Source organism: Flavobacterium erciyesense (genome assembly GCF_018069925.1).
Classification (GTDB): Bacteria; Bacteroidota; Bacteroidia; order Flavobacteriales; family Flavobacteriaceae; genus Flavobacterium; species Flavobacterium erciyesense.
In genome coordinates this window covers 74,413-87,513 of the sequence record NZ_JAGPXB010000010.1, presented here as the reverse complement: position 1 = coordinate 87,513, position 13,101 = coordinate 74,413, and the positions used below count along the sequence as shown (strand labels likewise).

The window sequence follows — 13,101 nt, the reverse complement described above, 5'->3', positions numbered from 1 at the left end:
ATATGAAAAATCAAAAATAAAGGAATTGTCAAATTATACATACCAGTACCTACCAGTTTTTGTATCTTGCGCCAAAATTAGCATCCAAATGAAATTAATTTCGATTCAAAACAACATTGGAATTCCAAAATACAAGCAAATTATCTCCTCAATTGAACAAGTAATTGCCGACAAAAAAATTAAAAAAGGAGATGCTCTTCCATCTGTAAACAAAGTCTGTATGGAGTTTTCATTATCTCGAGATACCGTTCTACAAGCTTACGAAGAATTAAAAAAGAGAGGAATAATTTATGCCATTCCTGGAAAAGGATACTACATCAAAAGCATTGAAACTACTATCAAACAAAGGATTTTTTTACTATTTGATGAGTTAAACATCTTTAAAGAAGACTTATACAATTCGTTTTTAGAAAGTATTGGAGATGATGTACAAGTAGATATTTTTTTCCATCATTTTAACCCAACTGTTTTTCAGAAACTAATTAATGATAGCAATGGAAATTACACTAAGTATATCATTATGCCAACCAGTTTAGCAAATGCGGCGGCTTGTATAAAAACCCTACCAGTTAATGATGTATTTATCCTAGACCAAACCAATACCGAATTATCAGACTACCCGGCGGTGTACCAAAATTTTGTAAAAGATATTTACAATGGATTACTCAAAGGCCAAAGCCAATTGAGTTCCTACCAAAAATTAATTATGATTTTTCCCGGATTTCGTGAACCTTTGGGAATGAAAACAGGTTTTGAAAAATTTTGTTCAGACCTTGGTTTAACCCACGAAATTATCACCAAAATGCAAAACCGCATCATTCAAAAAGGCGAAGTATACATTATTCCGAGTGATCGAGATTTAGTTGAAGTAATCGAACAAGCCAAAACACAACAATTACAACTAGGTATTGATTATGGCATTATCTCCTACAATGAAACTCCTTTAAAAAAAGTAGTTGAAAACGGAATCACCACCATTTCAACTGACTTTAAACTAATGGGAAGCTTACTTGCCGATATGATTTTGAAAGGAAAAAAAGGACAAATTGAGAACAAAAGCGCATTGATACTTCGGAATTCTCTGTAACAAAAAAATCCGCTTCTTTCGAAGCGGATTTTGTACCCGGAGCCGGAGTCGAACCGGCACGGTTTCCCACAGGTGTTTGAGACCAGCGCGTCTACCAATTCCGCCATCCGGGCTTAGCAGACCGAAACGACAACAGCCGTTTCACGCAATAAAGAGACAAGTGGTGGTAGCCAAGTGCCTTTATCTTTAACACGGTGCAAATGTAAAAAATATATTTAATAGTCCAACAAAAAATACTTAATTTTTTCCTTTCAGAGTTGAATAAATTTCATAAATTTGCACCTCGGTAAAAACACAACACACAACTAACTACAACCGAGGTAAATACATTAAAAGAAGCCAAAATACAGTTTGGATTTTTTGTAAATATTTTAACTTCGGGATAAAACAACAACTAAATGTCACACCTAGAACCAGAAGCTAAAATATTTGCTTGTTCGCAAAGTGTTTATCTTGCTGAGAAAATAGCAAAAGAATACGGAATTCCTTTAGGGAAAATCACCATGTCAAAATACAGCGACGGTGAATTTCAACCTTCGTATGAAGAGTCAATTAGAGGATTGCGCGTATTCATTGTTTGCTCCACCTTTCCAACAGCAGATAATTTAATGGAATTGTTACTAATGATTGATGCTGCAAAAAGAGCTTCAGCCAGACACATAACAGCTGTAATTCCTTATTTTGGATGGGCAAGACAAGATAGAAAAGACAAGCCTAGAGTTCCGATTGGAGCTAAGTTAGTAGCTAATTTATTAGATGCTGCGGGCGCAACTAGAGTAATGACCATGGATTTGCACGCTGATCAAATTCAAGGATTTTTTGAAAAACCAGTAGATCACCTTTTTGCATCTACTATCTTTTTACCATACGTAAAAAGCTTAGGTCTTGACAATTTGACAATTGCTTCGCCTGACATGGGTGGTTCAAAAAGAGCTTATGCCTATTCTAAATTTTTAGAATCGGATGTGGTAATTTGCTACAAACAGCGAAAAGCTGCCAACGTGATTGACACGATGGAACTAATCGGAGAGGTTAAAGGTCGCAACGTCATTCTTGTAGATGATATGATTGATACCGGAGGCACTTTGGCAAAAGCCGCCGATTTAATGATTGAAAAAGGTGCTTTGAGCGTACGTGCTATTTGTACACACGCCATTTTATCTGGTGATGCTTACGAGAAAATTGAAAACTCTAAGTTGAGCGAATTAATAGTTACTGATTCTATTCCGTTAAAGAAAGAGTCAAACAAAATAAGAGTGTTGAGCTGTGCTCCACTTTTTGCCGAAGTAATGCACATGGTACATCACAACAATTCGATTAGCGGAAAGTTTATCATGTAATTTTTAGTCCCTAGTGATTAGTACTTAGTAGAGTAGCTATGATTTAGAGTCAAAAACTAAGAACTTAGAACCAACAGCTAAGGACTTAAAAAAAGAGTTTAATTAATAACTATATAAATATTTAAAATGAAATCGATTACAATTAAAGGATCAGAAAGAGAAAGCGTGGGCAAAGTAGCTACAAAAGCCTTACGTAATGCTGGATTGGTTCCTTGCGTATTATACGGAGGAAGTCAAGCAGTTCATTTCTCAGCAGAAGTAATGGCATTCAAAAACTTGGTTTACACTCCAAACGCGCACACAGTTGTGATCGACCTTGGAAACGGAAAATCATTCAATGCTGTTTTACAAGACATTCAAGTACACCCAGTATCTGACAAAATTTTACACATTGACTTCTTTCAAATCTTTGATGACAAAGAAATCACTATGGAAGTTCCTGTGAAAATCGTAGGAAAATCTAAAGGTGTTATGGCAGGTGGTGATTTACGAATGAACAACCGTAAATTAAAAGTAAGAGCACTTCCTAAAGATCTTCCTGATTTTGTTGAGGCTGACATTACTCCACTTGATATGGGTAACAAATTGTACGTTACTAAAGTACCTACACCAAACTTCAAAATCATGCACCCAGACAACACAGTAATTTGTCAAGTGAAGATTTCTCGTGCGGCTATGAAAGCAGCTCAAGAAGCAGCAAAAGCAGCAAAAGCTCCTGCAAAAGGAAAGAAAAAATAATTTTTTTCAATCATATATCAAAGCGTCAGTTGCAAAACTGGCGCTTTTTTTTGCTTATTATTTTTTAATATCAATTTTAAGGAGCAGCTAAATCGCGCATTCGCACCTATTTTGTCCCGCTTTCCGTTACAATCTTTTTGTTCGCAAAAAAAGCGCACAAAAAGGATTTTCACTGCAATCGGGGCTACTACGCACTAATTTTGCATCTCAGACATTTGCTAAAGCAAAGCTTTAATATCGGCAATAGCATAGCCATTTTATTGAATTAAGCTTACTTTTGCAACATGATACAATGGATTTTAAATCTTTTCGCAACCTCAAAACCAGAGACCAATAGCAATAGCATGAAGAAATTTTTAATAGTAGGACTTGGCAACATCGGTGCCGAATATGTAAACACCAGACACAACATAGGCTTTAAAGTACTTGACTTTTTGGCCAAAAAAGAAGGCCTTCAATTCGAAACCGTAAAACTTGGCGCCTTAGCAAAATATAGTTTTAAAGGCAGAGCCTTTTTCTTGCTCAAACCCAACACCTACATGAATTTAAGCGGTAAAGCGATCAAATATTGGATGGATCAAGAAAACATTCCGCTGGAAAATATCTTAGTAATTACAGACGATTTGAACCTTTCCTTTGGTACCATTCGTATTCGTCAAAAAGGAAGCGATGGCGGACACAACGGTCTAAAAAACACCAATCTCGTACTAAACACACAACAATACGCTCGTTTTAGATTTGGAATTAGCGACGAATTTAAAAAAGGAAAACAAGTAGATTATGTGCTTGGCGACTGGAACGATGCTGAACAAGCTGCATTACCGGAACGTTTAGAAGTAGCTAGCGAAATCATAAAATCATTTGGAACAGCTGGCATTGAGATTACTATGACCACCTATAACGGAAAATAAAAGACAGACAAGCCCTTTTGGGATGAAAAAAATTAGTAATTTTAAAATTTAATTTTGTTTTGTACCAATATAAGAATGCAAAATAAGTTGACACGCAAGCCAAAACCATGTCAATTTCGTAAATAAGTACAACTTACGTCCCAAAAAAACCACCTATGAAAAAAATTACTTTTCTTTTGTTACTAATCATAATTGCACATCACTCGAGTTTTGCACAATCAAATGCAGACGCAACACTCTTTGGCAAAAAAAAGGCCATACAAGCTGGCAAAGTAATTCGTTGTGCTTCGACAGAATATGAAGAGTACTTAAAAACATCAAACCCACAACGGCTTTCAACACAAGAATTCGAACGATGGTTAGCACCCCAAGTACAACTTGAACAAGCAAAAAAGCGAAACTCAAGTAAAACAGCACAAACTAATGCAGTTATTACAATTCCTGTTGTGGTACATGTAATTCATAATGGCGACGCTGTAGGTACTAACGAGAATTTGTTTGCTGAACAAATTAACTCCCAAATTCGCGTACTAAATGAAGATTTTAGAAGAAAAGTAAGCACACCCGGATTCAACACTAATCCAGTTGGAGCTGATATTGAAATTGAATTCGCCTTAGCCAAAAGAGATCCAGCAGGAGTGCTATCAAACGGTATTCACAGAGTAAATTTAGGGAAAGATAGTTGGTCACTTGATGAAATAGAAAACACTGTAAAACCACAAACCCAATGGAATCCGGATAAATACTTAAATATTTGGGTTTTAAATTTCGACCGAACTGATTTGTTGGGTTATGCTCAATTCCCAAGTTCTGCGGGATTACCAGGATTAAACAGCAGTGGTGGCGCTGCAGCTACAGATGGCGTTGTTATACAATATCAGTTTTTCGGGTCAAAATCGTATTTCCCTACGGGAACATATGGACCCACATACGACCAAGGTAGAACAGCAACTCATGAAGTAGGACATTTTTTAGGACTTCGTCATATTTGGGGCGATGCCAATGAAGATGAGGACGGATGTAGTGTAGATGATTTTTGTCAGGATACACCAAATACTGCCATAGACAATTCTGGCTGTCCAACAAACGTAGATTCTTGTATCAACTCTCCGGGATTAGACATGGTAGAAAACTATATGGATTACACCGATGATATTTGCATGAATATATTTACAGGAGATCAAAAAACAAGAATGATAACTGTAATAAATAATTCCATTCGTAGGGCAAGCCTAAAAACTTCAGATGCACTTACGCCTGGCGTGATACTAAACAATGATGGCGCAATTGCTATTTCTAACTTAAATATTCAAAAGTGCAGCAACAGCTTTACTCCCGTTATTATTTTAGAAAACAAAGGAAATGCAGCACTAACTGCTGCTACAATTCGTTACAGTATTGACAATACCAATTTACAAACCTTAAATTGGACTGGTAATTTAGACACAAATACATCTACAACTTTAACATTAAACACACTAACAACAAGTGGTGGAACACATAATTTTAACGCAACAATTATTAATGTTAATAACACAACAGATCAAAATAGTGCCAATAATAGCGCTGACCAAACTTTCAAAGTAGACAAAAACGTTTCAAGTACTATAATCAATTTTACTCTTCAAAATGACCGATTTGGATCTGAAACTACTTGGCAACTTACTAATTCAGCAGGTACCATTTTATACAGTGGTGGGCCCTATACTGATGTAGCAAGAGCACAACCTTTACCCGCTCCAGTTAAAGAAACTTTTGTCTTAGCAAATAATGATTGCTATACTTTTACCATAAATGATGATGCCGCTGACGGAGTTTGTTGCGATTGGGGCGAAGGATTTTACACCTTAGCCACTCCAACTAATGAAACAATAGTGACTGGTGGAGCCTTTACAGATACAGAATCAACGAATTTTAGAATAGGAACCCTTGGAACAAATACTATCGATACACTACAAAATATTTTTCTATACCCCAATCCAACTGCAGATATCCTAAACGTTAGCCTTGATGCTAATAGTATTGATTATCCAACTTCGTACAGCATAATCAATCTTTTAGGCCAAACAATCCGTACAAAAACAATAGAATCTAAACAAGAATTACAAATTAACGTTGCCAACTTAGCACAAGGTATGTACTTTTTACAACTTGTCACAGACGGATCAAGTAGACAAACTATTCCTTTCATCAAAAAATAACAACTTACATACTATTTTACACCAAAGGGCTGAAGTTTTCAGTCCTTTTTTAATTATATCAATTGTATAGCGTAAATTTGCAGCATTATAAAACCCTTGCTTTGAAGATTTTTCATTCTATAAACGACTTTTCGACTACCAAAAAAACGATTTTGACCCTTGGAACTTTTGATGGAGTACACTTAGGCCATAAAAAAATCCTTCAAAAACTCACTCAAAATACCGCAAACAAAGAATTTGAAAGCTTGGTACTTACTTTTTTTCCGCACCCCCGAATGGTTTTACAAGGAGGATCAACGCTAAAACTTCTAAATACCATTACCGAAAAAGTCGCATTGATTGAAGAACTAGGAATAGAAAACATTGTCATTCATCCCTTTGATGAAGCCTTTTCAAGACTTACTGCCGAAGAATTCGTTCGAGATGTCTTGGTTGAAAAATTCAAAATCCATAAAATAATAATCGGCTACGACCATCGATTTGGACGAAATAGAACGGCTGACATCAATGATTTAATTGGTTTTGGACATGAATATGGGTTTGAAGTGGAACAAATTTCGGTACAAGAAATTAATGACATCTCTGTTAGCTCAACAAAAATTAGAACAGCTCTACTCGATGGAAACATGAGTCTAGCCAACAGTTATTTAGGTTATGATTACTTTTTAACTGGCACCGTTGTAAAAGGCAAACAATTAGGGCGCACTATTGGTTATCCTACAGCTAACTTACAAATACCTGAAAACTTTAAACTCGTTCCGCAAAACGGGGTTTATATTGTACAAAGCCAAATACAAAACAAACTCGTGTATGGTATGATGAATATAGGTACTAATCCTACTGTTGGAGGGCAGCAGCAATCTATTGAAGTTAACTTTATAGACTTCGAAGGCGATTTGTACCAACAAGAGATTCAAGTAGCAATAGTACAGCGAATTCGCTCAGAGAAAAAATTCGACTCAATCGAAGATTTAAAAAATCAGTTGCGCAAAGACGAACAAACTGTATTAGAGCACATTAATAAAATCTAAGATTTAATAGCGTAATTCGGCTTTTTTTATTTAAATTTGGTATTAACCTCTCTTTATCAAAGAGATACTATTGTCAAACTAAAAAATTTAGCGGTATGAAACTTCCAAAAGAATTAACAAATGGAGTACTGATCATTGTAGGTATTGGGCTTTATTTCTTAGCGATGGAACTATTGGGCTTAGCCGATAGTCACATTTTACGTGTATTTAATGTGCTGTTTATCTTTTATGGCACTAATCGAACCCTTCTATCTAACTATTCCGAAGGCAAAACTACCTTAGCTGCTAATGCTGTTTCCGCATTACTAACCGCCTTAATAGGGGTTCTATTAAGTATTGTAGCGCTTATTGGCTACAGCTATGCTAAAGGAGGAGAAGAGTATATTGGTTCATTATCTAAAACATTTTTATTTGGTGGTGAGCCATCGGTAATGACCTATTCTATTTCCCTTTTATTCGAAGGAGTTAGTTCTGCTGTTATAGTAACTTTTATGCTGTTATTGTATTGGGATGCCCGCTTTAGTTCGAATAAAAAAATAGCAAAGACGTAAATCACATCAAAAAACTTAGTTACCTCGCCACAGCGCAAGCCTAGCGAGGTTTTTTTATGTCTATTTCTAAGCAAAATATTTCTTGGCAACAAAATTAAAAATAGTCTTTCGAGCGGTGGGATGAATTAAAAAAAGCCTTCACAGCACTAATTTCATTTCAGCTGTTTAAGATTGGTACTTTAGAACAATTTAACTACTTTTGAGGCATCAAAAATTCGTATCAATGAGCATTACAAAACACAATTGGACTAAAGACGAAATAATCGCCATATATAACAAACCTTTAATGGATTTGCTTTACGAAGCAGCATCTATACATAGAGAACACCACGACCCTAATGTAGTACAAGTTTCAACTTTGCTATCAATAAAAACAGGTGGTTGCCCTGAAGATTGTGGCTACTGCCCACAAGCAGCTCGATACCATACCGATATTGAGGGCAACGATTTAATGTCAGTTTCACAGGTAAAAGCACAAGCTTTGCGCGCAAAATCTGGAGGATCGTCACGTGTATGTATGGGAGCGGCATGGCGTAACGTAAAAGACGGGCCAGAATTTGACCAAGTCCTTGAAATGGTACGTACGATTAACAAACTTGACATGGAGGTTTGTTGCACACTTGGTATGATTACCGAAAATCAAGCACAGCGACTTGCAGAAGCTGGTTTGTATGCGTACAATCACAATCTTGACACAAGTGAAGAATATTACAAAGAAGTAATCTCAACACGTGGTTTTGAAGACCGTATTCAAACTATCGAAAACGTTCGCAAAACCAATGTAACTGTTTGTAGCGGAGGAATTATCGGAATGGGTGAAAGTATTGAAGATAGAGCAGGAATGCTAGTTGCTTTATCTACTTTAAATCCACAACCAGAATCAGTGCCAATTAACGCACTAGTTGCTGTAGAAGGAACACCGATGGAGGAAGAAAAACCAGTTGAAATTTGGGAAATGATCCGAATGGTAGCTACTACCAGAATTATTATGCCTGAAACTCAAGTTCGTTTATCAGCAGGTAGAATGAACATGAGTCGTGAAGGACAGGCTATGTGCTTCTTTGCAGGCGCAAATTCGATTTTTGCTGGTGATAAATTGTTAACCACGCCAAATCCAGATGTAAACGAAGACATGAAAATGTTTGAAATGCTTGGATTAAATCCCCAAAAACCTTTTACAAAAGTATCGCAACCGCAAACTGTGGAGGCAGAGGATTCACAATTTGCACCACTTGGCGAAAAACCAAAATGGTCAAGACCAGGTCACACTATTGAACGTAATCTAGAAGCATCTGCTAAAGAAAAATAATAGTTAAAAACCAGAATAATTAGCCATCTTGTATTACACAAGGTGGCTATTTTTTTAAGGAAGTATGACTTTTGTAGAAAATACTTTCCCATCCCAACCTTTTACCTTTAAAATGGCAACTTGCTGCGAAATTGGCAATGGCTGAATACTATAATGAGCTTTTTGAATATCTTTTTTATGATATATTTCTTTGCCATCAATGCCATACAACCATAGCTCATCTAGAATTTGATTGCGTAAACCAACAGTAGTTACTTGGCTGTTTTTGACAACAGTTAGTTCCTCTTTTTCCTTCTCAAACTCTGAATTGCTTAAGTTTTTATCTGTAAATCGCAGCAGAAAACGATCATTAAAAAAGCCTTTTTCTGAAGTGAATTTATAACCCTCGGTTGCAAGCGGTACAATAGTTTGGCTCACTTTATCTTCAACAAAAAAACTTTTATCCTGCAAAAAGCCATCTGCATGATTTACTTTCAGCACAAATGTACTTGCCGCAGCAGTGCTAAAACCTAGTTTAAAAACATCATTGTCATTAAATGGCAGCCCATTAGCCTGAATAGTTAAGTTTTTATCTTCATTGATACTATAAAAATCTAAAGCGGTATTCCCGTTAAAGGAAATTCCATCATAAGCCAAATCAAATTGATTTGTTGCAGCCTCGCTATACCCTACTAAAATTTGTTTGAATGCACCTTGTTCATTGGTCAAGTTTAACCACAGCCGATGTTTATCTGTATCACCTACTTTTTTATCTTTTCCATCCTGGATTTTAAAAAAATCTTCGTTACCCGAACTTTCGCGCATTGAATTATCAAAAATAGCATTACCTCCACTGTTAATTCCTAGTACAAAGAAAGATTGTCCAGCTGCTATTTTACCTTTTGGCACTAATGTATTAACTCCCAAATTTAACGCTGCTGTACCCACACCACCAAACAAGTTGTAGGCAGCATAATCGCCTGAATTATAGTTGTAATTTGTAATGGCTGTGTTGTGTGTCCAAAAATACATTGTACCTCCAATAATAGTTTTGTTTCGATCTAAAAATAAGTCGGCATTTAAAGTTGATGGATAAGGATTACCAATCAGGTTGAAGGTACTAGCACCAACAATTGCAACATTATATTGCCCATTATTGGGTACACCTGTAAAAACTGCTTCGTAAACTGCTGGAACAGTTTCTGAAAAATTTGATGGACTCCGAATGATATACCCTTTCCCTACCGTCATGACTGCAGTAGGTAGTTCGCCAACCCACTTATTTAGCACGGAATTGTATGAAAAAAGTCGGTCTTGCGGAGCATTTGGCGATACATCAGCCAATACATGACTAGCTACGGGCGACGACCAATACGTGTAATCTGATTTTACAAGTGGAGTGGTCTTTCTGTGCATTTTCATTTGCCCAGAATTCACCACATGATTTTCCTCTTGAAAAAGCACACCCGAATTTTCTAAAATTAAAGTACCTGCACCAGAATAGTCAAACATCAAATTTAGGGCTGCTGATGAAGCTACAGTCACTTGCGAAAAAGAATTGATGTTGCAAGAGCAAGCATTAATTGTATTTGCAATTGTATAATTAGCATTAATTAATAACGTTTTTTCTGAAGATGGCGAGCCATTTGACCATGAAATGCCATCCCATGTTGAGCTATTAGTGCATAACTTTAAACGTGCAACTCGATGCTTAGTAATTCCCGAAATTGAATTAAAATTACCTCCAATTATCAATTTATTATTGATGGTAATTGCCATTGCAAACAATGTGTTATTTAGTACAGCCGAAAAAGTAGGATCAATCTGGCCGTTACTTAAAGTTCTAATGAGACGTTTAACACTTAAACCATTGTAGGTACCAGCAAATGTACCACCTATCAGCAATCTGTCGTCTGGCTGGACTACAATTGCCCTCACATCGCCTGTACTAAAACCAGATCCCATATTAAAACTACTATCAAAACTACCGTTAGATTGTAGTCGAACTATCCTTTTTGATGCATTCCCATTGTAATTAGAAAAGCTACCTCCTAAGACTATCTTCCCATCAGATTGAAAAGCGATAGCATAAACCGTTTTATCCAATCCCAAACCAGATACAAAACTTGAATCTAGGCTGCCATCAGGCAAAAGACGTGTAATACGTGCTTGTGGAGTACCATTAAAATTAGAAAACTGACCACCCAATAATAGCTTGCCATCTGACTGAAGCACAACAGTTTCCACAATGGCATCAGCTCCAATACCAACATTGAAGGTAGGATCTAAAGAGCCATCATTCAATAACCTAACTACCCTATTTATGGGTATGCCATTGTATGAAGTAAAATTCCCAACTACGATAATCTTACCATCAGCTTGCAAGGCTACGTCATACACTTGATTGTTAAATCCAGACCCCGTAGCAAAACTTACATCGACAGCTCCGTCAGCAAGTATTCGAACAATTCTACCACAAGCTGCTCCATTGTAACTGGTAAAAGCACCCGCAAACACTATTTTTTGATCAGTTTGTACAACGGCTGTTTTAATGGTATTATTCGCACCAGACCCCAAAACATTAAACAAAGGATCTACGGCGCCTGAAGGCAATAAACTTGTGATTTTCGAACATAGAAAACCATTGAATTTTGAAAAACTTCCAAAAACTATAGTAGTATCATCTGCTAACGGTATAAGCCCTAAAACCGAATTATCAAATCCTACACCTGCCGTTAGGTAAGCAATGTCTAATACGCCATTAGTATCAAATCGAGCCAATCGTCCTTGATTTTGCGAATCGAAAACTGAAAAAGAACCAGAAGCATAAAAATTCCCAAAACTATCCTCAGCGAAGCTGTAAATAGATCCTGAAGCGGGACCTGCACCGATATCAAAACCGCTTATTACAGACCCATTTGCCATCAACATTACAATCCGATTGACATCAACAGCGTTGTATGTGGTAGAAAAGGATCCGCCCACAAAAATAGATCCTGAGGCATTTACTCGAACAGATTCAACTACCCCATTGGCAAAGCCTGTACCTGATAGAAAACTTAAATCATTAGAGCCATCTGCATTAAGTCGGATAATTTTTTGTGCTGCACCAGCATTGTAGGTTAAAAAACTGCCGCCAACAATAATTTTACCATCTGCTTGAAGTGCTAAGGCCGAAATGGAATTATCAAAACCGGAACCTTGTACGAACGAAGGATCTACAATTCCTGTAGAATTCAAGCGAATAATTCTACCACAAGGAGTTCCATTATAAGAGATAAAAGAGCCTCCAAGTATTATTTTTCCATCCGTTTGTAATTGCACCTCTTCCACCAAAGAGCTAGCTCCAACTGCAGTAACAAAAGTAAGATCTAAACCACCAGTGGGTAAAATTCTTGCTACTCTATTGGCTGTAACACCATCGTATTTAGTAAAACTCCCTACAATTATAATTCGGCCATCCGATTGCTCTACCATATTGTAGATAATACCACTACTAGCTGCTACGGTGGTATTAAAAGTTACATCTAAACTTCCATCGCTATTGAGGCGAATTAATCTATTAGCTGGCAAACCGTTGAATGAAGTAAATGATCCACCTAATATAATTTTTCCACTAGCCAGTAGCAAAATGCTGTAGACTTTTCCATTTAAACCCAAACCCGTATTGAATGTTGGGTCCTTAGAGCCATCAGGTAATAAGCGACAAATTTGCGGTGTAGATGTACCGTTGAAATTTAAAAAATCTCCGCCAACTAACATCATACCATCCGGCTGCAAAACGGTTGTTCTAACTGTACCATCGAACCCATCACCTAGCAAACCATCATCATAGGTATTAAATGTAGGGTCAGAAATTCCTTGCTGCGCAAAACTCACATTAAAAAATAGTGAAGCAATTAAAATAAAACAGAAAAGTAGAATTTTTTTCAAAGTATTAGCATTCTAATTTTA

General features: G+C 36.7%; 9 protein-coding genes and 1 tRNA gene. 8 read left to right on the top strand and 2 right to left on the bottom strand.

The features are described 5' to 3' along the window. The first annotated feature begins 88 nt into the window (after positions 1-88). Positions 89-1,087, top strand: a complete 999-nt coding sequence (locus KBJ98_RS11100) for a GntR family transcriptional regulator (RefSeq protein WP_210790704.1) — start codon at positions 89-91, stop codon at positions 1,085-1,087. 33 nt (positions 1,088-1,120) lie between these two features. Here KBJ98_RS11100 and KBJ98_RS11095 read toward each other — a convergent pair. Beyond that, a tRNA-Leu gene (locus KBJ98_RS11095) sits at positions 1,121-1,200 on the bottom strand. Between the two features lie 285 nt (positions 1,201-1,485). Between KBJ98_RS11095 and KBJ98_RS11090 the strand changes: the two genes are divergently transcribed. The 7 genes from KBJ98_RS11090 to bioB all read left to right on the top strand — a co-directional run bounded on the left by KBJ98_RS11090 (position 1,486) and on the right by bioB (position 9,168). Further along, complete coding sequence (locus KBJ98_RS11090; protein WP_086453166.1) at positions 1,486-2,427, top strand: ribose-phosphate pyrophosphokinase; 942 nt, start codon at positions 1,486-1,488, stop codon at positions 2,425-2,427. A gap of 126 nt (positions 2,428-2,553) precedes the next feature. Then, on the top strand, positions 2,554-3,165 hold the full coding sequence (locus tag KBJ98_RS11085; RefSeq protein WP_166132472.1) for a 50S ribosomal protein L25/general stress protein Ctc: 612 nt from the start codon (positions 2,554-2,556) through the stop codon (positions 3,163-3,165). Between the two features lie 284 nt (positions 3,166-3,449). After that, on the top strand, positions 3,450-4,076 hold the full coding sequence (pth, locus tag KBJ98_RS11080) for an aminoacyl-tRNA hydrolase (RefSeq protein ID WP_210790702.1): 627 nt from the start codon (positions 3,450-3,452) through the stop codon (positions 4,074-4,076). Positions 4,077-4,231: 155 nt separating this feature from the next. After that, entirely contained in the window at positions 4,232-6,277 is a 2,046-nt protein-coding gene (locus tag KBJ98_RS11075; RefSeq protein ID WP_210790700.1) for a M43 family zinc metalloprotease, read from the top strand. 101 nt (positions 6,278-6,378) lie between these two features. Then, a complete protein-coding gene (locus KBJ98_RS11070; protein WP_210790698.1) occupies positions 6,379-7,308 on the top strand; it encodes a bifunctional riboflavin kinase/FAD synthetase in 930 nt (309 codons plus the stop codon). 95 nt (positions 7,309-7,403) lie between these two features. Then, entirely contained in the window at positions 7,404-7,859 is a 456-nt protein-coding gene (locus tag KBJ98_RS11065; RefSeq protein WP_210790696.1) for a hypothetical protein, read from the top strand. 223 nt (positions 7,860-8,082) lie between these two features. Beyond that, the gene (gene bioB / locus KBJ98_RS11060) at positions 8,083-9,168 is read left to right on the top strand and encodes a biotin synthase BioB (RefSeq protein ID WP_210790695.1); all 1,086 of its coding nucleotides are present in this window, start codon (positions 8,083-8,085) and stop codon (positions 9,166-9,168) included. A 54-nt stretch (positions 9,169-9,222) separates the two neighbouring features. Here the strand turns inward: bioB and KBJ98_RS11055 are convergent, their stop codons facing one another. Next, a complete protein-coding gene (locus KBJ98_RS11055) occupies positions 9,223-13,080 on the bottom strand; it encodes a delta-60 repeat domain-containing protein (protein ID WP_210790693.1) in 3,858 nt (1,285 codons plus the stop codon). Positions 13,081-13,101: the final 21 nt, after the last annotated feature.